The organism is Enterococcus sp. AZ084, assembly GCF_051714905.1.
Taxonomy (GTDB): domain Bacteria; phylum Bacillota; class Bacilli; order Lactobacillales; family Enterococcaceae; genus Enterococcus_B; species Enterococcus_B pernyi.
Genome location: NZ_JBIOSS010000001.1, coordinates 1,620,041 through 1,643,205 on the forward strand (window position 1 = coordinate 1,620,041; position 23,165 = coordinate 1,643,205).

The 23,165-nt window shown below is 37.1% G+C and carries 19 protein-coding genes; 5 read left to right on the forward strand and 14 right to left on the reverse strand.

Features of this window, described 5'->3' with window-relative positions:
- Nucleotides 1-99 precede the first annotated feature (99 nt).
- Nucleotides 100-1,476 carry an FtsX-like permease family protein gene (locus tag IGI79_RS07470; RefSeq protein WP_065095747.1) on the reverse strand — a complete coding sequence of 459 codons (1,377 nt, stop codon included), beginning with the start codon at nucleotides 1,474-1,476 and terminating at the stop codon, nucleotides 100-102.
- A 588-nt stretch (nucleotides 1,477-2,064) separates the two neighbouring features.
- Here IGI79_RS07470 and IGI79_RS07475 point away from each other — a divergent pair.
- Nucleotides 2,065-2,367, forward strand: a complete 303-nt coding sequence (locus IGI79_RS07475) for a DUF5960 family protein (RefSeq protein ID WP_019723393.1) — start codon at nucleotides 2,065-2,067, stop codon at nucleotides 2,365-2,367.
- Between the two features lie 537 nt (nucleotides 2,368-2,904).
- Here IGI79_RS07475 and bsh read toward each other — a convergent pair.
- The gene (gene bsh, locus IGI79_RS07480) at nucleotides 2,905-3,879 is read right to left on the reverse strand and encodes a choloylglycine hydrolase (RefSeq protein ID WP_019723394.1); all 975 of its coding nucleotides are present in this window, start codon (nucleotides 3,877-3,879) and stop codon (nucleotides 2,905-2,907) included.
- A gap of 162 nt (nucleotides 3,880-4,041) precedes the next feature.
- Between bsh and IGI79_RS07485 the strand changes: the two genes are divergently transcribed.
- Complete coding sequence (locus IGI79_RS07485) at nucleotides 4,042-4,299, forward strand: hypothetical protein (protein WP_019723395.1); 258 nt, start codon at nucleotides 4,042-4,044, stop codon at nucleotides 4,297-4,299.
- Nucleotides 4,300-4,530: 231 nt separating this feature from the next.
- On the opposite strand, the gene IGI79_RS07490 is transcribed toward IGI79_RS07485, so the two are convergent.
- Together IGI79_RS07490 and lepA are read right to left on the reverse strand one after the other, a co-directional pair.
- Entirely contained in the window at nucleotides 4,531-4,962 is a 432-nt protein-coding gene (locus IGI79_RS07490; protein WP_002305693.1) for a DUF4231 domain-containing protein, read from the reverse strand.
- A gap of 781 nt (nucleotides 4,963-5,743) precedes the next feature.
- Nucleotides 5,744-7,579, reverse strand: coding sequence for a translation elongation factor 4 (lepA, locus tag IGI79_RS07495; protein ID WP_065095933.1), 1,836 nt, complete (start codon nucleotides 7,577-7,579; stop codon nucleotides 5,744-5,746).
- Nucleotides 7,580-7,727: 148 nt separating this feature from the next.
- Between lepA and IGI79_RS07500 the strand changes: the two genes are divergently transcribed.
- Genes IGI79_RS07500 through IGI79_RS07510 form a run of 3 tightly spaced genes read left to right on the forward strand, consistent with a single transcriptional unit; the run spans nucleotide 7,728 to nucleotide 10,121 of the window.
- Complete coding sequence (locus IGI79_RS07500) at nucleotides 7,728-8,945, forward strand: GNAT family N-acetyltransferase (RefSeq protein ID WP_019723397.1); 1,218 nt, start codon at nucleotides 7,728-7,730, stop codon at nucleotides 8,943-8,945.
- 20 nt (nucleotides 8,946-8,965) lie between these two features.
- The gene (locus IGI79_RS07505) at nucleotides 8,966-9,460 is read left to right on the forward strand and encodes a nucleoside 2-deoxyribosyltransferase (protein WP_029594057.1); all 495 of its coding nucleotides are present in this window, start codon (nucleotides 8,966-8,968) and stop codon (nucleotides 9,458-9,460) included.
- The gene (locus IGI79_RS07510; RefSeq protein ID WP_019723399.1) at nucleotides 9,453-10,121 is read left to right on the forward strand and encodes a hypothetical protein; all 669 of its coding nucleotides are present in this window, start codon (nucleotides 9,453-9,455) and stop codon (nucleotides 10,119-10,121) included. Before IGI79_RS07505 ends, IGI79_RS07510 begins: the two co-directional genes overlap by 8 nt.
- 81 nt (nucleotides 10,122-10,202) lie before the next feature.
- On the opposite strand, the gene IGI79_RS07515 is transcribed toward IGI79_RS07510, so the two are convergent.
- The 10 genes from IGI79_RS07515 to IGI79_RS07560 all read right to left on the reverse strand — a co-directional run bounded on the left by IGI79_RS07515 (nucleotide 10,203) and on the right by IGI79_RS07560 (nucleotide 23,151).
- Nucleotides 10,203-11,057, reverse strand: coding sequence for a GRP family sugar transporter (locus IGI79_RS07515; protein ID WP_065095934.1), 855 nt, complete (start codon nucleotides 11,055-11,057; stop codon nucleotides 10,203-10,205).
- Nucleotides 11,058-11,182: 125 nt separating this feature from the next.
- On the reverse strand, nucleotides 11,183-13,765 hold the full coding sequence (locus tag IGI79_RS07520; protein WP_065095935.1) for a glycosyl hydrolase: 2,583 nt from the start codon (nucleotides 13,763-13,765) through the stop codon (nucleotides 11,183-11,185).
- Nucleotides 13,766-13,767: 2 nt separating this feature from the next.
- Nucleotides 13,768-14,877 carry a PTS fructose transporter subunit IIC gene (locus IGI79_RS07525; protein ID WP_065095936.1) on the reverse strand — a complete coding sequence of 370 codons (1,110 nt, stop codon included), beginning with the start codon at nucleotides 14,875-14,877 and terminating at the stop codon, nucleotides 13,768-13,770.
- Between the two features lie 27 nt (nucleotides 14,878-14,904).
- On the reverse strand, nucleotides 14,905-15,219 hold the full coding sequence (locus tag IGI79_RS07530) for a PTS fructose transporter subunit IIB (RefSeq protein WP_019723576.1): 315 nt from the start codon (nucleotides 15,217-15,219) through the stop codon (nucleotides 14,905-14,907).
- Nucleotides 15,220-15,242: 23 nt separating this feature from the next.
- On the reverse strand, nucleotides 15,243-15,692 hold the full coding sequence (locus tag IGI79_RS07535; protein ID WP_019723577.1) for a PTS sugar transporter subunit IIA: 450 nt from the start codon (nucleotides 15,690-15,692) through the stop codon (nucleotides 15,243-15,245).
- A gap of 1 nt (nucleotide 15,693) precedes the next feature.
- Nucleotides 15,694-17,601 (reverse strand): BglG family transcription antiterminator, encoded by a 1,908-nt coding sequence (locus IGI79_RS07540; RefSeq protein ID WP_438845808.1) that lies wholly within the window; start codon nucleotides 17,599-17,601, stop codon nucleotides 15,694-15,696.
- Nucleotides 17,602-17,881: 280 nt separating this feature from the next.
- Complete coding sequence (gene clpB, locus IGI79_RS07545) at nucleotides 17,882-20,494, reverse strand: ATP-dependent chaperone ClpB (RefSeq protein WP_438845809.1); 2,613 nt, start codon at nucleotides 20,492-20,494, stop codon at nucleotides 17,882-17,884.
- A 380-nt stretch (nucleotides 20,495-20,874) separates the two neighbouring features.
- A complete protein-coding gene (locus IGI79_RS07550; RefSeq protein ID WP_438845810.1) occupies nucleotides 20,875-21,369 on the reverse strand; it encodes a GrdB-related putative oxidoreductase in 495 nt (164 codons plus the stop codon).
- 17 nt (nucleotides 21,370-21,386) lie between these two features.
- Nucleotides 21,387-22,739: a PTS cellobiose transporter subunit IIC gene (celB, locus tag IGI79_RS07555; RefSeq protein WP_065095940.1), complete on the reverse strand. Its 1,353-nt coding sequence runs from the start codon at nucleotides 22,737-22,739 to the stop codon at nucleotides 21,387-21,389.
- A 76-nt stretch (nucleotides 22,740-22,815) separates the two neighbouring features.
- Nucleotides 22,816-23,151: a PTS sugar transporter subunit IIB gene (locus IGI79_RS07560; protein WP_065095941.1), complete on the reverse strand. Its 336-nt coding sequence runs from the start codon at nucleotides 23,149-23,151 to the stop codon at nucleotides 22,816-22,818.
- Between the last annotated feature and the right edge of the window lie 14 nt (nucleotides 23,152-23,165).

The following is a 23,165-nucleotide window of genomic DNA, read 5'->3' on the forward strand; positions in this document are numbered from 1 at the left end:
CCCAATTCAGCAATTTCTTTCCTTCTTTCAATTTGAATTAATTACTTTCTTGTGTTTGATTCAATTAAAACAATCTATTCTTTTAGTATATTAATAAATCTACTCGACATACTTTTTTAACGTGTAGCGCTCAAACCAATATATTGCAATAAAACATAAACCGAATATTAGAAAAGCGCCTAACGATAATAAGAGATTAACCGACCAATTTGCCTTAAAAATATTGCCACCACCCAGATATGTCACTCTTAATAAAGGAATCGCAAACATTATCATTCCAATGAGAGTAACTACTATTGAGATAAGTGAAACTATACTGATTTCAATGATTCTCATTTTAAAAATCCAATCTGGTGTACATCCAGTATAAAAATAATTTTTAGATTCAACTTTTGTTTTTATTCTAAAAAGGCAAATTGACACAATTACGTTCGCCAAGCTGATTAATATTGGAGCTCCAAATACAAAAATAAGGTTGATGATCAAATCTGAAATATAAGAGTTATCATTTGTACCATCAATCAGTAGTTTAGTGTTGAGAAACAAAGCTATAAAATTCCCAACTAATAAGGTAATGATGCTGACAGGACGAATTAATTTTACTAATTCTTCTATATTGTATTGCATATTGTAAAATGCAGTGCGGACCATTGGATTCTTTGTCATTTTTGGTAATCCAACAATTATATGTACGATCCCTCGAAATATGGGACGAATCAAAAAATTCATAGTCATAAGTATAGAAAGCCACAGAAGGAGCAATAAATTCATTGAGTTACTCATACTTTGAGTATATTCTTTTATTAAAGTTGGATCAGGAATATTTTTGAAATATAAATATAATGTCGCACCTACGCTTATGAGTAACGCAATTATTCCCAAAAATTTACCACTGTTCTTCGTTTTATTAGATGCTCTATGAGAAGAAAGGCTTCCCTTTCTTTTCTTATAATTTTTAAGACAATAGCGCATACATGTATATAGAATAATTGCTAGTTGAATCATTATCACAGCAAAAACGATATTCCATGAGAACTGAAGAGGGATATGTACAAGAGATTCTTTAGCAGCACTCGAAGGTAATGTGGATAAAAAAAGCTGTGAAGATTTTAAGGAGAAGCAGCTTCCAAAAAAGGCTCCAATCATCCCAATTATTAACATTTGACCGGTCATTACCAAACTAATTTGAGCAGGAGAAGCCCCTAAAAGAAGCAATATGTCATTTGTTTCATCAAAAAAATCTATACACTGTTTCATTGCATTGGTAGTCAATAAAAACAACACTACTATCCCTATTACTATTGGTAACTGCATAAAAACACCATAATCAACTGAACTGTTAAGACCAGCCCTACTTAAAGCATTTAATATCACAAAAGCAGTGCTAAATATTAATCCAGAAACAATAAAAATAGGCAGGATGGATAGCCAAATTTTCCAGTGTTGTAAAAATTGCTTTAAAATCAACTTAAACATTTATTTGTTGCCTCCTCATTTAGTATTTCTAAATTTAAGGTAGCATAAGAAAATTGTAGTAACAATTAGACTTTAGCCTTATTCTGAAAGGTATTACTCTAATTACAAAGTAATAAATACGACTATATTTTTGTTAGTAAAATTAACCATTAAGGATTATGACTCGACAATGGATTCTTTCTGTCCAAATAAAAAGAGCAGAAAGAAGTTAACTCCTTCTTACTGTCCAAATTATTCTAAGATTTCTCTTTGCCAACATCATTTTGACAAAGAATCAAAATCATTTAGTATTCTCATTTTGAAATAGCTATTTCTTCGTCTTATCCTCATCCATTTTCAGAACGGCCATGAAGGCTTCTTATAGTCTTGTATTCTAAAAGCATTACGTACATTTTCAATAAGTTTTAATTTGCTTCATGTAGAAGTGTTTTCAATTGCTGTATATTCTATTATTTTTTCACTCTTCTTCGTATCACTTCAAATTTTTTTGTGGTTTTATATAGACTACGTGGGAGAAATGTGGGAGATATTATCTTTATTTAAGGTTTACAAAAAAACTTTTGTTAGTATTTTTAAGGTGAACTTTATATGTTAATGGAAGTAAAAACACTATTGTGGTTTAAATTTGATCCTTCGAATAGATTTATCAAATATTTTTATAAAGTATGGGATTCAGAAGTTTTCTTTTTAGCAATCGAAGAAAGCTTATTAATCAATCTCTACTATTCAAATAAGAACTACTTTAAAATCCCTGCTGCGAAAACGAGAATGAAGAAGGATGTATATTTTTTGTTTGATATCGTGACTGACGTGCCAGACACACGGAGCGATCATCGACGTTATGACTATATAAAGTATACTTTCGTTGATCCAGAAAGGTATATAGATTAAAATAAGTTACCTAAAAAGGACAGATACAAATTTTATTATCTTATTCATAGTAAGAAGATAATTTTAAGATTGCGAAATACGATACTATTTGTAATCTATAATATCAGTCCTATAAAATAAACATCTAATTAATTACTCTAAATCCTAATTATAAGCCTTTTTTCTCACTTTTTTTCAAAAATATGTTATGCTTCTTAGTGAATTCAAATATAAAAGAGTTTAAAGCGTAATACACTTATGGGGAAGTGGTTTGGGGTGCGCTTTAAACTCTTCTTTATTATTATCTCACAGCATGCTTAAAAGGTCTATGGATTAAGTTATGTAAAAAAGTGCCTCTTTAAACGTCCTAAAATCAAACAAGGATAGCATAATATACACTATCGTTGATCCAGAAAACAGGTAAATAAATTTTGCAAAAGTAATAAGTTAAAAACATTACAAAAAAGACAAGGATATCACATCAAGAAAAAATGTTTTGAAAATATCTTTGCCTTTTTGTATTATATCTATATTAAATAATCAATCACAACACATTAACTAATTTATATATTTAATTTGTTGTTTTTCTATAATTGGATAACTAATTAACTTATGACTATCTAAGTCTTCTTTATTCATATCAATTGCAGTAATTTGACTGTCTTCATATGTTCGATAATAATAGATTCCTTTGTCAACATTGCAACAAGAAGAATAAATTGTATATTCATATTTTCCATCACCAACATCACACAAACCTTTTTGTTGTTCTACTGAACCTAAGATATGGAAAAATTGACTAATACTTTCTGACTCTGAATCTCCAGATACAGAATTCAGCTTCGTAAAAGTCGCTTTAACAAAACGAGATACTGAGGATAAATCTCCAGGCAAGCCTATCCCTCCCATACCGCGGCTATAGGCATTCAAACTTATTTGATTTGAAAAATTATTTTTAGGAGTTCCACTCGATAAGACACGATAATTGTTTAAATTAAATAATTGATAGTCAAATGAAGGATTATTGGTAAGAACGCCCACAGGGTTATCATATATATGAAGTCCATCTTTCATACTTTCAATGACAATTGACTTTTCTTTATCAGCTAATAGCCAATGTAAAGGGGATAAAGGAAGTTCATCACTATAATTTATATTTGCTAAATTGATATTTTTTAACAATTTTTTAGCTTCTCCTACTGTTGAGCATTGTCCTAAAATCCAAGGAATAAATTCAAAAGGAGATACATTGTCTTTCCCTTCTTGTATTTCTTTATAATCAGCATACCCAGAAAAATTTAGCCCAGCCATACTCAATCCTTTTTCATTTGTCGCATCGTAATAAAGAGGGTAGTCAGCTATACCAGCGGCAATACCAATCATTGCATAATGAGTATCCAAATCATTTACCTTTCGAAAATTCAACTTATAATTTCTTGGAGTAACAGTGACTACTTCATTGTAAGATATTTCATAATCAAAATTCCTTCCAAAATAATGATCACTTGTTACATAAGTAATAGACGTACACATAGTTTATTCCTCCTAAATATTGTTCTGTCCACGTTCATTTTACTCCAAAGTTTTCCTCATTTCAAAAGAAAATCACAGAATACACGAAGAAGCGTTTCTATTTGTATAAACTATATCAAAGTTCTATACTTAAATTATCAAATAAAAAGGACGTGAAGATAAATGTCAAATTTAGAAAACAAAGAAGAAAAAGTTGTAAACAGAATTGTTTCTGTTGTCAATAAACTGGATAAAGAGTTAGACGAACTTGATACGTTATCTGAAAATCCAGAAAAAAAACATAACCTAAAAAAATGGTTAGTTGAACGAAAGGCTATTCATGAAATTAAAAAAGTTCTTCATGAAGCTGATAAATATGAAAAATATGATGAAAAAGAACTTGATAAAGAATTTAAAGAAATCAATGACTTATTACTATAATTGATTTATACGACTCATTTTTGAGTCGTCAGACTGCAAACAACACTCTAAATTTAGGAGTTTGTCTACAGTCTGAATAAATTTTAAATTTATTGTCCATAATGTTATTATGAATTTATAGCATTAAGAAAAGAGATAAGACTTTACATTCCTAAAAAAATGTAAAGTCTTATCTCTTTTCTTAATTGTACAATTAGTATTATCTGCACTACTTTCTAATTAAATAAATTTTTAGTTATTAACTTGATTAAAATCAGAGATAATATCATTTAATTCAGTTTGAAGGGTTGTAACGATTAAATGGAAATTTTCTTCATCTGTTTTATTATATGGGGATGTTTTCGTTATATATAACAACTTTTCTTTTTCAATTTTCATTAATAACTCTGTCGAAGTCTGTACTTTATCTTGATAATTAAATGCAGACATCCCACTTTGTATAATTGTAATTATTGCTGAAGCAATTGAAACAATCAATAGTAAAGACCTGTGTTCGGAAGCCTGATCAATTAATATTGGGATACTAGCTGATAAGACTATTTTTATAATATTTCCGATACCAATTACTCTATTATAAAATCGAATTTCTTTTTTTAATCTATCGATTGTAGAATCAATAGATTCGATAAACGCTTTTTGATCCATCATTTTCTCTCCAATCATTTTATTAAAATCATTAACAAAAATATTATAATAGGATTTAAGTAAGTTCTAACTAATCACACATAAAAATAAAAAAACATTTGTATTTTATCAAAGTTTTATTATACTTGTCAATTTGTGTACATCCTAAAATATAAGCTATTTGTTTACTTCTGTAGAATATATACTTTGTTGTTAGATAAGTTGCACATGTTTATAGAATCTAAATAATAAATTTTTATGTACCGCCCCTCAAAGAGGGATTATTTTTATTTATAGCGTTAAATAAATATCAGAAATCCGCACATCATTTACTGCACCTTAACCATTAGACTGATTGCATCGGCGTAAAACAATATCAATCTTCTTCCCTTTCAGCAAATCAGTATCAAAAGTTACATCAAAACCAAGTGTATCTCCACCTTGATAACCATATGCTTTTTTGACATCTGGGCATAAGATACCTTTAGATTCAATGCGATTAAATTCTTTATGGTGCCATGCTCCATAATCAAAACGAATGCTCTTGCACGAATAGATCCTTGCGGAGTGCTAGGTACTAATCATCCAGCAACGCGAGCTGTGACTTTTTCAAATACAGTGAATTTATCAAGCTTGGCATTCGCATTTCTTTGCCGAACTGGCGCACTTGCAGCTACTCGCAAAAACGTGATTTGTTCCGTCAACTAGATATATTTGAAAGAATGTTAAAAGACAGTATGATTTAAATTTCCCATACAACCGTGGGAAATCCGTGGGAAAAAGCAACAAAAAAGGTCTAGCCCAACGGCTAGACCCCTTACTATTTCTTCGGTTCATCCTCATCCATTTTCAGAACGGCCATAAAGGCTTCTTGAGGGACTTCGACGTTACCGATTTGTTTCATTCGTTTTTTACCTTCTTTTTGTTTTTCAAGAAGTTTACGTTTACGGGAAACGTCACCACCGTAACATTTAGCCAACACGTTTTTACGTAACGCTTTGATGTCTGAACGGGCAACGATTTTTTGTCCGATCGCCGCTTGGATCGGTACCTCGAATTGTTGACGAGGGATCAATTTTTTCAGTTTTTCAACGATGGCTTTTCCGCGTTCATAGGCAAAATCACGGTGAACGATGAAGCTTAATGCGTCGACTTTTTCAGCATTCAGCAAGATGTCCATTTTCACTAGCTTGCTCTTTTGATAACCCGACATTTCATAGTCAAGTGAAGCGTAGCCTTTCGTGCTTGATTTAAGTTTGTCAAAGAAATCAAAGACGATCTCGGACAATGGAAGATTATAAACAACATTGACACGATAGTCATCTAAATAATCCATCGTAATAAAATCGCCACGTTTACGTTGCGAAAGTTCCATGACTGCACCAACGTACTCATTAGGTACCATGATCTGTGCTTTCACAAAAGGTTCTTCGACATCTTGGATCGTGACTGGTTCAGGAAAATCAGCAGGATTATCAACAACGACCATCGAACCGTCTGTCTTGTTGACATGATAGATTACAGAAGGTGCTGTCGTGATCAATTCAAGATTGAACTCACGCTCTAAACGTTCTTGGACGACATCCATGTGAAGTAATCCCAAGAAGCCACAACGGAAACCAAAGCCGAGTGCTTGTGATGTTTCTGGTTCAAACTGCAAAGCAGCATCATTCAGTTGAAGTTTTTCCAATGCTTCACGTAGATCATTATATCGTGATGTGTCGATCGGGTATAAGCCACAATAGACCATTGGGTTCATTTTACGATAACCTGGTAATGCTTCTGTAGCTGGATTATCCGCAAGTGTCACTGTATCCCCAACACTTGTGTCTTGAACTGTCTTGATGCTTGCGGTGATATAACCGACATCACCGACCATCAGAAAGTCACGCGCAATCGTTTTTGGTGAGAAAACGCCGACTTCGGTCACATCGAAGGTCTTACCGTTACTCATCAATTTGATTTTATCCCCTGCTTTGACAACACCATCGGTGATACGTACATTTAAAATAACTCCGCGGTAACTGTCATAGATCGAATCAAAAATCAATGCTTTCAAAGGAGCTTCGATATCGCCTGACGGTGCTGGGACATATTCCACTACTTGTTCTAGTATTTCTTCGATACCAATCCCAGACTTCGCACTTGCTAACACCGCTTCACTGGCATCGATGCCGATCACTTCTTCGATTTCATTACGCACACGCTCTGGATCTGCGGCTGGTAAATCGATCTTATTGATGACTGGTAAAATCTCTAGGTCATTATCTAATGCCAAATAAACATTGGCTAATGTTTGTGCTTCAATCCCTTGAGCGGCATCCACGACTAAGACTGCTCCTTCACAGGCAGCTAAACTTCGAGATACTTCATAGGTAAAATCGACGTGCCCTGGGGTATCGATCAAATGGAAGATATATGTCTCCCCGTTTTTAGCCGTATAGTTCAATTCTACGGCATTAAGTTTGATCGTGATCCCACGTTCACGTTCTAGATCCATGGAGTCTAATAACTGATCTTGCATTTCGCGAGACGTCACAGTGTTCGTCTTTTCCAAAATCCGATCGGCCAAAGTTGATTTCCCATGGTCGATATGAGCAATGATCGAAAAATTTCGAATTTGCTCTTGGCGTTGTTTCATTTTCTTTATATCCATAGCGTCTCCTCTTTTCATATAATCAGCACTTTTCATTATACCAACGAAAAGGAGGAATTTAAAGACTTTTTCCTTCTAAGGACTTTAGAAGTTTTTTTTAGAAACTTTTGTTATACTGTGAACAAGTAACTAAATTGGAGTTGAAAAAATGGACCAAACAGATTTTAGAGAAAATTTTGAGTTGAAGCCTGTCACGGAGGAACATGTTGACCAGTTCAATGAGTTACTTTCCTACGTTTTTCAAGTCACTGACTCTGATATTGAAGAAAGTGGATTTGAAAACAAACGGGAATTTGTACGTTCCAAGCGACCGATTCTAGAATTATCAAATGTATTCGGCTGGTTTCATAAAGAAAAATTGATTTCTCAAATCGCGATCTATCCTTGCGAGGTCAATATCCACGGTACACGGTACCAAATGGGCGGAGTGACTGGTGTTGGAACCTATCCTGAATATGCCAACCATGGATTGATGCAAGACTTGATCATCGTCGCATTAGACAACATGCGCAAAAATAAACAGTGGATCTCTTATCTTTATCCTTACAATATCCCTTATTACAGGCGTAAAGGTTGGGAAATCATGTCAGATAAGTTATCCTTTAAAATACGTGATACGCAACTACCTAAACAAGTACCTGTTTCTGGTATCGTGGAACGACTGCCTGTCGATCACGAAGATGTTTTCCGTGTCTATCAACAGTTTGCGGGAAAGAATCATGGTGCGCTGTTTCGTAGTGCCTTTCACTGGGAAGAATATTGGCGTTTTGAAAATGAAGAAGAACGGACTGCGGCGATTTATTACAATAGTGACAATGAGCCAACCGGAGTGCTTTTTTATTGGGTCGCCGAAGAAGTCTTCCATGTCAAAGAGATGTTTTATTTGAACCAAGAGGCGCGTAACGGATTGTGGAACTTCATCTCTGCACATTTTTCAATGGTTTACTGGGTACATGGCGATATCTACAAAAATGAACCCCTTGCTTTTTTATTAGAAGATAGTCAAATCAAAGAACAGATCGAACCTTACTTTATGGCAAGGATCGTTGACGTCAAAGAATTTATCCAGCGCTTCCCTTTTTCTGGTACAGCAGAAGACTTCCATTTCATCGTGGAAGATTCCGTGGCACCTTGGAATAATGGCGTATTTGGCTTGACGTGGCGAGATGGCCACTTGTCGATCGTTAACGAACCGATTGGTAAAATGGTTCGTTTAGATATCCAAACATTGACGTGTCTAATGATGAATTATCGTCGTGCTTCTTACCTTGCTCGAATCGAGCGCATAACCACAGATGAGGAGATGGTCAAGACATTAGAGCGGATCATCCCCAACATGGAAGCTTATTTTAGTGACTATTTCTAATACAAAGGATGTTGAAACGAATGAATATTTATTTTGCAGCACCACTTTTTGCAAAGGGAGATTTGCTTTATAACGAATCTCTTGTCAAAAAAATCAGAGAGATTTCTTCTGATTTGTCGATCTATCTGCCACAAGAAAACGAAGCCATCAATGATAAGACTGCATATGCAGACAGCAAAATGATTGCCTTGGCTGATACAGAAAAAGTACTAGAAAGTGACTTGATGATCGCTCTTTTAGACGGATTAACGATCGATGCCGGAGTTGCTTCTGAGATCGGAGTCGCCTATGCTAAAGGCATCCCGATCATTGGTTTATACACAGACAGCCGCCAACAAGGAGCGACTCATCCAAAAAAAGTCGCTGCCTTGCAACAGGCTGGTGAAAATCAGTTCCATTATTTAAATCTTTATACGGTCGGCTTGATCAAGTTGAACGGAACGATCGTGTCTTCTGAAGAAGCATTGTTCGAAGCATTGAAATCATATCTAGCTGGGGGAAAAATTAGTGAGTAAGACAGTAAAAAAAGTTCAGATTGCATTAACGATTTTCGGTCTATTTGTTGTTGGTTATAACATTTTCGAATTTGTAACAAACAAATATTCGACCACACAAGGAATCACCTTTATCGTCGAATCACTGGCAGGTATCCTATTGATTTATTTGCCACAGATCGTTCGCCGATTATTCAAGATCCATGTTCCTGATGCCATTGTTTTATTTTATTGGTTTTTCTTGTTCATTTCTGTCTTTTTAGGAACAGGTATGCACTTGATCAGTATTATTTCATTTTGGGATAAAATCTTACATGCCGTTAGCCCGATGGTTCTGACTGCCTTAGGTTACGGTTTGATCGGCTTCTTGCTGAAAGACGCACCAATCGAGAAAACAAGTCCTTGGCTATTTCTCTTATTCGGATTTGCTTTTGCTGGGTTATGCGGTGTTTTCTGGGAATTCTGGGAGTTTTTATGCGACCAATTCTTAGGAATGAACTTGCAACGGTTTGCTGCATCTGATGGTACGCTCTTCGTCGGACGCGAAGCATTGATGGATACAATGGGAGATTTACTAACAAATACAGTCGGCGCCTTTATCATGGGTGTTTATGCGTGGGTCCAAGTGAAAAAAGACCCAGCACATTTTGAGAGTTACCGACTACAAAAATTAGATCACTGATCAATCGTAGCAAGTATGATAGATAAATAAAAAAATTGGCAAGGGATTTTGTTTGATCCTTTGTCAATTTTTTTCAATTCTTTATTTTAAAAGACTCATTCCAACCACACCCACTACATACACCAATGTACCCAAATAGATTGAGTGTTTTTCTAATGATGTCTTCTTCTCTCTCAAAAGAATGATGCTTCCGTAAGTTGCGACAAGTAAACTCATTTGCGAAAAGGCATAAGTAATACCCACACCTAAAGACGCAGACACAGCAAATAACGTCGTGTTAGCGATCACCCAGGAACTACCAGTGAGGATATTTCGAGCGATAGCGTTGACTTTCAATTGTCTGATCTTGTTCATTGAGAGGATCATCCCTCCAACAAACATGCCGATGGATTGAGGTAGAAACACTTGCGGTCCATGAATATCAAAATAACTAGTGATCGTTACATATAGCATCAAAAACGCAGATGAAATGCACAAAAAGACAATCACTTGTTTCGCCACTGCGCTGTTTCCATTGCTTGTCTTAGTCACCAATAGCACACCGACTAAAATGACCGCCAACGCCACGATCGACATCATAGCGACAAAGAAACTCGTCCATTCCAATAAAAAAATTCCTGAAATAAGCGTGACAAAGGCTAATTGTGTCCCGACAGATATGGGCATCGCTTTTGACACTTCAGCCTTTTCTAATGCGCGGAACTGAAAATATTGCCCCACCGCCCAGAATACTCCGGACAAAAAACAAACAATGAATGAAACCGTTTGGTATGTTACTTGCTGAGACAAACTAAATATCAAGCCAAATAGTAAGGCTGCAATGGTGGTGCCAATCAATTGTTCTTCTGACTTGCCCCCCATGATCTTAGATAATATTGGCATCATGCCCCACCCTAATGCTGGGATCAAAGCTAAAAATAAAAGGTGTATCGCCATAATTTCTCCTCTTTCAATTTCACAACTAAAGGGAGACACAAGTAGTCAACTTGCTGTTCCTAAAACCCGCTAAACGGTGTTCCAGAAGCAACTCCTTGAGAATCAACTTGTGCCTCAACGTTTTTTTATTTTGTTAATAAATAGGTGGCTAAGCCATAGCCGCTGATCGTTTTTGTCTCTGTCACTTCTTCTTCCAAGGCATTGATACGTGTGTATTTGAACCCTGAAAAAAGCTTCTCTGGCTCAAGGTTACGCTTTTCTGAGGTTCCATTGACTAATCGAATCACTACACCTTCTGAATAATAAGCATTATGGATCGCACTGACAGCCAATCCTTCTTCCAAATCTAACGAGATCTGCGTATATGTCGTTTCACTCAAAGAAAGTGGTTGGATTCTACTTTGGATCTTATTGTCGATTCGATAAACAAAATAATTCAAATCTTGCAATTGATACGAAATCGACGGTTGTTCTTTGTCTGATTTCCATGTCACTAATGTGTGTTCTGAAATATCAGTTGGCGCCACGCGCACTGAAAAGTCAAAATCGATCCGTTGATTTTCCATTTGAGCAAGCGGTGTCTCCATCATGATATGCCCTTTTTTCGTCGTATCTCCTGAAGCACGTCCTGGACGATACAGCAAATCTGGTTTCCCTAACGAATCTGTCGTGGCTAATACTGTGACATATAAGGAGTCATTGATATATTCGTATTCCTTACTTTGTTCGGTATAAAACACTAATGCCTCTTCGGCGCTATACGCGATCACTTGTTTTTCAAAGGGCTCGATATTTACTGGCATCTCAGAGTATTTTTGTTCCCAATCGTTCATTGACTGGTTTGTTTTTTCCAAGTAACCAAATTGGATCGCAGAAACAACTTTTTCAATTGATTGATTCAACTTTGTTTTGATACGGATACGGTGATTTAACACAGAATTTCTAAAAGAAAGACAACCTTGGACCTCTCCTCGTTCCGTTAACTTCAATGTCAGCTGGTAAGCAAAGACTTTCGTTGTTTGACCGGCGATACGTTCTGCCAATGTATAAGGAAGCTCTAGTTTTCCTTCCAAGATCAAGGTTTCTTCGTTGCCTTTACATGAATCAAATGTCAAAGAGACTGGGTGATCATTTGGTATCGGCGAATAATCGTAAGTATCGCCGGCATTGCTATCATCCACGATCGTCAAGAAGTCTCTGATCGTTTGGTCACCATCTGAAAAGACAAGTTGTCCCTCTTCAAAAGTCAATGAATAGTTCCCTTTTGAGATCATCGTTCGTGGCGTCATATCAGGTAGCTCAGCTGTAGTGTGTTCAACGAAATCGAAGACTTGATAACCTAGTCCATCAAAGGAACAATCAACTGCTACTTGTAAAATATAGTACCCTGGTTCTTCGATAAAACGATTGCCAGCAGGTGTTTCTTCCATGATATTTTGGCGGCTAGGCACATAATCCATCGAGATGACGGCAGAATCATGGCCCAATACTTCGATTTGATTGACTTTTGAGATAAGTTTTACCACTTTTTTTCCTTTGAAAGGTGTAACTGAAGTATTCAAAATCAAGAATTGTTGATCTGTCAGCTGTAGTCCTTCAGAAACTCTTTTCAATACCAAGTTTTCGATACTGTCACAGATTTCTGATACTTCTTTCAAACGATGGGCGATGTCTTGCGCGACACTATCTGACACACAGCCGGCTAAACTGTCATGTGCTTGGCACTCAAATAATTTTTTCCATGCCTTCATGACTAAGCGATTGCTCAAAACGATGCCTAGCTCCTTCGCAATCACGACCATTGGTTCGATTTCAAGTGTCAGTTTATTCTCTAATCTGAAAATCTCACGTTTTAGATCCATACGGACAGAACCAATCGTCTTATGCACACGGGCAAAAACAGGTGCGCGAAACTCTCCTTGATACTCTTCCAGATCCTTTTGACGGATCAAATCCATGAACGCTTGATACGTGCTTGTTTGATAGTTATATTTACCGATTTGATTGATTTTAGCGATTTTTTCTTCTAAAGACGAGATGATCCCTAATTGATCGTTTCCTGTTGGGATCAAAATTTCTGTTTCATCTGCGTAGCTCTTGATGAAATCAATGCCTTTGTCTAATCGTCCTTCCACATAACTCTTCGTTGGTTCTAGTTGTTGTTGCGCACCATAGCCCTGAGGAAAGTTCACCGCATACAATTCATTCTCTCCACTCAAACTTTTCCATTTGAAATATGGCGAGTGGACATGTTCACCTAAGTCGATCCCACGCCAAAAAATGATATTGTCAAACCCAGCTTCGTTTAAAATCGTCGGCATTTGTGCGTTGAATCCAAATGTATCTGGAAGATAACCAATAGGTAGATACTCCCCATATTTTTTACTTTCAAAGACGCCCACCATTGCATTTCTTAAAATAGACTCACCCGAGGCAAAAAACGCATCAGTTTGTGTAAACCAAGGGCCAATAAATAATTGACCCTTCGCAACTAATTCTTTGATCTCTGATAATTTTTCTGGATATAGTTCCAAGTAATCATCTAAGATCGAAAGCTGTCCATCTAAAACAAAAGTAGCATTAGGTTGTCTTTTCAACTCTTCCAAAACATCTGTAAACAACTGATCACTTAAAACGATGCAATCCATTGAAGTAAAGTACCATTCTCTATCCCAATGTGTGTGATTTACAATGTGTATATTTGTCATAGTTACGCTTCCCATTGTTCTTCCCAAGCAGCTTCATCAAATTCTTCAACTGCTGATTCTACTTCTTGTCCAGCATCTTTTGAACGTAGCACGCTAGTTAAGATCGCGATGAACAATGCACCTGTAGCGATCGAAAGTACATAGATCGGCCATTTTTCTACGGTGAACCAGCCATAGAATCCTGAAATCGGTGCAGTGTTCACTGCCCCTAAACCAACTGCCATCGCTGAACCTAAGGCAGAACCAATCATATTGATCGGGATAACTTTCAATGGATTTTCAACGGCAAACGGGATCGCTCCTTCAGAAATACCAACAAGTCCCATGATCACTGCTGATTTCCCAGCTTCTTTTAATTCATTGTTGTATTTGTTTTTCGCAAAGATCGTGGCTAATCCTAACCCGATTGGTGGAATGATGATCGCCACTTGTGCCGCAGTATTCGGTGCATAAACATTACTAGTCAATAGTGCCATTGCTGTGGTCACTGCCGCTTTATTGACTGGTCCACCTAAGTCAAAACCAACCATTGCGCCAACGACTGCTGCCATAACGATGGCATTTCCACCACTTAAACCGTTCAACCATGATTCTAAACCAACGTTCAATGCTGCAAATGGCGTCCCAATCACATAATTGACCAATAGAACGGTGATCAATGTACCTAATACTGGTACTAAAAATACTGGTACAACGGATGCCATTGATTTTGGTAATTTGATTTTGTTTTTGATCAACAAGCACGCATAACCCGCAATCAGACCAGAAACGATGGCGCCTAAAAAGCCTGCATTGATATCTTTCACTAACATCCCACCAACTAAACCAGGAGCAATCCCTAATTTGTCTGAGATCGAATAGGCAATAAATGCGGAAATCACTGGGAACATCAAACCAAGGGCTGTGCCACCGAAGCCATCTAAACTATGCAATAAACGAATGATTGCGTTGGCACTCTCACCATGTGAACCGTCCCAAATATCAACAATCCCGTAAAAAGAACCACCCACACGAGAGATGGCCATGATGACCGCTCCAGCGATCACTAACGGTATCATATAAGAAATTCCTGTTAAAACATGATTTTTGATTTCACTTGCAATTTTTTTCATTACTTTCTCTCCCCCACGAATAATTGATTAGTCGACCATTTTTAGTGCATCTTCGATGACTTTTTCTGCATTCTTGATTGGTGCTGCAACTGGTACTTTTAAAATCTGTTTTCCTTTGAAACGGTTTTCATTTCTAACTTTTGTATCTACTGCAAAAATAACGACTTCGCCAATGTTACAATCTTTTTCAGTTAGTTCATTTTCGATACCTGTCGCTCCTTGTGTTTCCACTTTGATCAAATCACCACGTTTTGCTGCTGCTTTCTTAAGTGCTTGGGCTGCCATATACGTATGAGCGACCCCTGTAGCACAGGCTGTAACTGCGATAATTTTTCTTTTCATCTCTTTTTCCTCTTTTCGTTTGTTTATTCGCTTAATAGTTTCGCGATTTGTTGTTTATCTGTCTCAGTTTTTAGTTGTGCCGTAATGTCATCATCCATTAATTTCATCGCAATTTCAGATAAGATCCTTAGATGAGTATCCCCTTTTTGTGACTCTGGGATTGCTAATAATATGACTACAAAAACTGGCTCTTCATCTAATGATTGCCAATCGATTGGTTGTTTCAATCTTGCAAAAACAATTGCTGGCTCACTAACTGCTTCACTTTTCCCATGGGGAATCGCAATATTGTTCCCAATGCCTGTCGTCGAATGTTCTTCTCTTTCTAATACAGACTGGATATATGCTTCTTTGTCGTTGACTATTCCGTTATTCGTTAAAACTTCTGCTAATTGACGGATCGTTTCTTCTTTCGTTGTACTTTCCATATCTAAAAAAATATGATCAGAAGGTAGTAAAGTTGCAATGCTCATATTAAAATTCCTCTTTCAAATAGTTTTTGATCTCATTTTTTGTTCCCTTTAACAAATAGTTTTTTTCACCAGATTCGATGATCTCTAGCATAGTATCATAGATTTCTTCCAGCTCTTGCGCTGTTTCATCTTTGATACAGATGAAAAATAAATATTTGACTTTCGTTTCTCCCCACATCAATTCATTAGCTAATCGTAAAAAGACGATCGCCGATTTTTTAACGTATTTAGGGGCCCCGTGTGGTGTCGCAAATTTTCCAAAAGAGGTAAAAGAAAGCTGTTCTCTTTCTAAAGAAGAAGGAATGATTTCTTCTTCCGCATATCCATTATCAATCAATTGTTGCCCAACGAATTGGATCACTTCTTGATAGTCTGTGAATGAATGATCCAAAAAGATCAAGCCATCTTTGATCAACTTCCCAAAGTGATTCGTTGATTTGATTGGTTTATTTTGGACATTTTTTAAAAATTGCTCGATTTTCTGACGTTCTAATTTGTTGAGAACCGGTGAAACATTGATCGTTGGTATCGTCTCTAGGTTCAAGTTGACAGTCGATATCACCAGATCTTCATCGATCGATGTCTGCATCAACTCTTGGATTGAAAGTATCCTAGAAATCTCGATCTTTTCATAATTTCTACGAAGTCGGGCAGCCAAGAGTTGTGAGGTGCCTTTGCCACTACTACAAACAAGTAAGACACTGACTTTCTTTTGATGTTTTTCTTCTTTTTGCTCTTTCATTGCTTGGATATGGACAGCAAGAAAAGCGACTTCATCTTCTGGGACGTTGGTCACAAAATCTTGGCTTAAGGCATTTGCTAATTGGATGGCTTCTGTAAAAGCCACAGGAAAGCTTTTCTTCACATCTTGTAAAAAAGGATTATGGATCAACAACCCTTTTTTGATACGCAAGACTGCTTCTTTGATGTGCGTAACTAACCCTAAAATGATACTTTCGTTGTAAAGGGTTACATTTTCGTGAATCAATTGTCGTATGTGTTCATCTGTCACTTCATGCATTTGCTTCGTTTGTTCAAGCAATGTATCACCTTCTAAGTGTAAGAGAATATAACGGACTTCAGAAGAAGGTAATGTCAATGAGAAAGTTTTTTCTAATTTTAGAATGAATAAATCAAATGGTTTATTTTCTCTGACTTTTCCGTAGACTTCTTCGCTTTCTAAATAGTTATCTTCTCTTACGCGATCAATCATGATCAACAGATGGAGCAATAATGAATGGTAGGTCGTATCATTCAACCTTATTTGTGCCTCTTTTAGGTATTCCTGCAATAATGTATCAACTAATGTGATGTTCTTCATGTCGATGAACTCATTGACAAAAGGAGGAATGCCTTGGATCGAGTGTAGATATAGCTGGTTCTTTTTGGTGATTTTCCAATTACTACCCCAAAAATAGTAGATCAGATCAAATGCTAAGCCTCTTTTTTCTTGCTCTGATAAGTTTAGAAATGAACCTTTACCAGGCAAGCGATCGATGCTAACGTTGAAATGGCGGAAAATCTCATGGACTTGGTTCATATCACCTTCTAATGTCGATTTGCTAATAAATAGTGTATCTTGTAGTTCTTGGCGAGTGAAATAGGTCTTTTTTTTCAAGAGTTCAAAACAGAGGAATTGGATACGTTCTTTTTTAGAAGCTGGAACTGTTACCATTGTTGTCGTATCAAGCTCACTTAGTACTTCGTTTGGATCACCGTTGATCGAGACACCGACTCGTGGTTTTCTGATTAGTTCGATCGTTGTATCACGAAAGAATTCATCGATCAATTTTAGTGATTGTGAAACTGTTTTATTCGATAAACTCATGTGTTTCGCTATTTTTGTGACCGTCGTATGTTCGTTCATCAAAATATATTGAATGATTGCTTTTTCTCGTTCCTTGATCATCACACTATCACCTCATCTACATTTCCTATCTTAGCTTGTCTACCGATTTATGAAAACACTTACTTTTACCGTTTTGAATACAGTAAATCATAGGTTTAGTCGCGAACTTGACGACCACCATTCATTTTCTAGTTCTGGTCCTTCAATGAACCATGTAATTGTTTATTAAGTATAGACGAAAAAAAATACCTGTCAAAGTGCAGACTATCAGTAATAGTCTTTCACTTTGACAGGTAATGCTTTCCCCTTCTGTCATGTATAAGGGTGGTACAAGCGTTTCTTATGATTCATCTTCGGGTAAGTTTTCAGTTGCGAATGCCAAGTGGTTATCAAACAAAGTGATCGTTACTTTCGATTTCGGCATGATCTTCCCTGCTACGATTTCTTTAGCCAATGGCGTTTCTACTTCTTTTGTAATGAATCGTTTCAATGGGCGTGCGCCATATGCAGGCTCATACGCATTTTCTGCAATCCATGTTTTTGCTTCGTCACTGATTTCCAAAATGATTTCTTGATGTTCTAAACGATGTGCCAAATGAGAAATCATCTTGTCAACGATCCCTTTGACATTGTTTAGACTTAATGGCGTAAAGAGGATCGTGTCATCAATACGATTCAAGAATTCTGGTTTGAAATGACCACGAAGGATCGTTCGCACTTGTTCTTCGACTTCTTCTGGTATCGTACCTTCCGCGGTAACACCTTCCAACAATAGTTGAGAACCGATATTGCTTGTCATGATCATCACCGTGTTTTTAAAGTCAACGAGACGACCTTTTGAATCCGTCAAACGGCCATCGTCTAATACTTGTAATAAAATATTGAAGACATCTGGATGTGCCTTTTCAATTTCATCGAGCAAAACGATCGTATATGGGTTTCGTCGCACAGCCTCTGTTAGCTGTCCACCTTCTTCGTAGCCAATGTAACCTGGAGGCGCACCAACTAAACGAGAAACGGCATGTTTTTCCATGTATTCACTCATATCGATCCGCACCATATGCTCTTCAGAATCAAACAAGTTTTCTGCTAAAGCTTTTGCTAGTTCGGTTTTACCGACACCCGTTGGTCCTAAGAATAGGAATGAGCCCAATGGTCGATTTGGATCTTGTAATCCCGCACGAGAGCGAATGACCGCATCACTCACTGCGTCTACCGCTTCATCCTGACCAATGACACGTTTATGAAGTGTTTCATTCAACTTGATCAGTTTTTCTCGTTCACCTTCCACGAGTTTTGTTACTGGAATCCCTGTTAAACGGCCAACAACTTGAGCAATTTCATTTTCAGTGACAGATTCTTGTACCATCTTGATGTCACTGTCTTTTGTTTTTGCTTCAAGTTCTGCTAGTTCTTTCTCTAATTGTGGAATCGTTCCATGACGTAAAACAGCGGCACGCTCAAGGTCATAATTGTTTTCTGCGTCTTCTAATTCATGTTTTGCCTTATCGATTTCTGCACGTTTAGAAGAAACGGTATTTACTTCTTCTTTTTCAGTTTCCCACTGCATCTTCATCGCATTGGCTTCTTCTCGAAGATCGGCTAGTTCTTCTTGTAAGTTCTTCAAACGTTTTTTACTTGCATCATCAGATTCTTTCTTCAATGCTGCTTCTTCGATCTCCAACTGCATCAAGCGACGAGTCACTTGATCTAATTCCGTTGGCATGGAGTTCATTTCCACTCGGATCGTAGCACTTGCTTCATCGATCAAATCAATGGCTTTATCAGGTAAAAAGCGGTCTGTGATATAGCGATCGGATAATGTAGCTGCCGCAACCAAAGCATTGTCATGGATATTGACGCTATGGTGGATCTCAAAACGCTCTTTCAATCCTCGAAGAATACTGATCGTATCTTCAACAGTTGGTTCCTTCACTAATACTTTTTGGAAACGGCGCTCTAACGCTTTGTCCTTTTCCATGTATTGTCGGTATTCGTCTAAAGTAGTCGCACCGATCAAATGAAGTTCACCACGAGCTAACATCGGTTTAAGCAAGTTACCGGCATCCATACTACCTTCCGTTTTTCCTGCACCGACGATGTTATGGATCTCGTCGATGAACAAGATGATCCGTCCATCGCTTTTCTTCACTTCTTTCAAGACTGCTTTCAAGCGTTCTTCAAATTCTCCACGGAATTTTGCTCCAGCAATCAAGGCACCCATATCTAAAGAAAAAATGGTTTTATCTTTTAAGTTTTCTGGTACGTCTTTGCGAACGATACGTTGCGCTAATCCTTCAACGATCGCTGTTTTACCAACACCAGGTTCCCCGATCAACACAGGGTTGTTTTTAGTTTTACGTGACAAGATCCGAATCACATCACGAATTTCTTCATCTCGGCCAATGATCGGGTCCATTTTGCCACTACGGACTTGTTGGACAAGATCGACACCATATTTTTCTAACGCTTTATATTGTTCTTCTTGATTTTTAGAGGTCACACGCTCTCCTCCCCGCATGTCTTCGATATTTTTACGCAATTCTTTTTCATTCAGTCCCTGTTTTGTCAAATAAACAGTCAGTGGATAATTTTTTAATTTCATTAAAGCTAGTAGCACGATCTCAGTGGATAAGAATTCATCACCAAAAGTTTCTCTCAATTGATCCGCTTCATTCAATAAACGAAAAAGATTTTGACTAAGATTTTGTCCGTATTGGACATTGCTGCCTGAGACTGTTGGATACTCATCTAACACTCGATCAATCTCTTGTTCAAACGCATCTGCATCGATACCTGCATCTGTATATAGATTACGGCCAAAATGATTTGGCTGTAAAAAGATCTTCCATAAATGAACAATGTCGATTTCTTGATGTTTTCTTGTCATCGCTACTTGTTGTGCTTCTGCAATCGCTTCTTGGAGCGTAGTTGTCATTTTTTCACTATTCATATATTTCCCTCCTGTAGTAGAAGTTGTTTGGTCAAAGTCAACTATAACTTTCTCTAACGTCTATAACATCCGTCTAAAGTCTCGTTTTCTTTAACCTTTACATGAATATTATACTCATTTGGTCAGTTTTGGTCAAAGATTATACTCACAATTATTAAAAAAATTTGAGACAGAAGTTACACTCAATTTTATCTGTCACTAAAAACCAAATAAACGGCAAAAAAAAAAGAAACCTCTATAAAATAAGGGCAACAACCACAAACATTTATAGAACAATTCCGTGGTTGTTACCCTTAATTCTAGAGGTTGATTCTATTCCGACCTAGGATATTATTTCTGATTATCGCTTAGCACAAACTAATTGATTCATCGTAATCTGGTCATGATGATTGCTTTTGATGAGCGAGGGCTGAAATAAAGTGACTGATATTTTTATATGAATCATTTAAACCAATTCCGCCTTTTTTAGGCATTTTGATTATGTTGATCTTTTCAGTGTAAATGGCAAAGGCAGGATTTTCTTCAGACATCGCTGCTACACTGGGAATTCCTTGTTCGCTGAAGACTAAGGCTAATTGGGCTGCCATCATGCCAAAATTAGCATAATGCATCGCGGGTCCACAAAGAACAGCATCTGCACCAATTTTTTTGGCGAAACCTATAAATTTTTTATTCACCTCTTCTTGGTGATCAAGATAATACTGATCACCACAATATAATGTAGCAACGATTTCTGTATCGTGTTCTTGAAAAAGTGGATTTAAGGTACGCCCAGGTCCAAGAGCTGTTTTTTTGCCACCAGGAGATAGCTGGGCATTTTCATCACTACCTAAGCCTGCAGTCAAATGATTGAGAATCAAGACTATTTTTTTCATTCCTACAGCCTCTTTTCCTATAAATCATCAAAATCGAATTCGTCAAAATCGATTTCTTCTTCTTCCTGTACCGCCTCTGCTTCTTCTTTTAAATACTGATTATCTAGCACTTTGATAAAAGGATAATAAATAGCCATCCCTAGTAGGATCAGTAATGCTTGCAAAATAGATGCCTGCCAACCACTAACTAAGAAACCAGAGATGATCGGTGGTGTTGTCCATGGTAGTTGAATACCATTCGTATAATTTACTAATCCTAAATCCATACAAAAATAGGAAATGATGATATTGATCGTGGGTACAAGTGCAAATGGAATCAGTAAGACTGGATTTAAAACAATTGGTAAACCAAAAATAATCGGTTCATTGATTCCAAAAATCCCTGGTACTAGTGACAATTGCGACAGTTTTTTCACTCGTTGGCTTTTGCATACTAGAATCATGACTAGAATCAATGAAAGCGTAGACCCCCCACCACCAAAAGTAGCAAACATATCTTGGAATTGACCTGTGATGATATTTGGTATATCTGCGCCATTTTTGAAGGCATCTAAATTTTCAACGGATAGTGCTCGTAAAATCGGATTGAATACTGCCCCAACCACACTCGAACCGTTGATACCGAAAAACCAAAAAAAGTGCAAGAATAAGTAGGCTATGATCATCGCGCCTAGAGTATTTCCTAAGCTAAGTAAAGGAGTTTGTAGGAACTTAAATAGTATTTCTTGTAAATTACCATATGAGGTTAGATTGGCTAACCAATTGACAATCATAAAAAGAGTAACAATCACAAAACTTGGGATCAACGCTTCAAAGGATTGTACGACGGTTGGTGGCACACCTTCTGGCATTTTGATCGTCCAACCTTTACGTAATAAAGCGACAAACAATCGGGTAGCAACCAAAGCCACGACCATCCCTAAGAACAGGCCACTAGAGCCCATCCAACGTAATGGCAAGCTTCCTACTTCATAGACTTCAGTGGAGCCTTCTGGTGTAAACAGGGTTGTAAAAGGGGTCACGATAAAAAAAGCGACCAATGAAATAATTGCCGCTTGCATGGCATCTACTTTAAATTGTTTTGCCAGACTATAGCCAATACCCCCAACCGCTAAAATCGTCATAATATCAAAACTTGCAGTGGCAGGCATATTCAACATCGTTGCCCAGTTATCTCCGAGAATATGGCTCATCGTTTCATTCCAATTTGGAATTGGAAAATTAGTCAAAACTAAAAAGAGCGATCCTACGATCAGTAAAGGTGTTGATAGCAAAAAACCATCACGAATCGCAATCAAATACTTATTTTCACCGATTGTTTTCGCCATTGGTGTTAACACACGTTCTAACCAATCCAAAAATTTTTGCATGTTTCTTCCTCCCATCCAGTTGCTTTATTTTTGTTTGAGGACATAATTCTTCGATCGAAAATCTCGTTTTGTCACTCTACTTTGTCGCTTTTGATTTTTTGATCAAACCCAAGACATCTTTCAACGCCTTTTCTCCGTCCATCATGCCATATGTTTCTGGAGCAATCGTGTCAACAGGAATCCCCATTGGGTCAAACGTTTCTTTCATTTTACTCGCTAAATGACGGACTTGAGGCCCTAATAAAATAGCCACAGGTTTTTCTTGTGCGACCTTTTCTTCCGCATGGATCGCAGGAAAAGCGGCAATTTCTAATGGCATTTTGTGTTTTCTGACGACGTCCATCATTTTATTGACCATAATACTTGTTGACATTCCTGCTTCACAAAACAAATAAATTTTTTTAGTTGTCATATTTATTCCTCCAT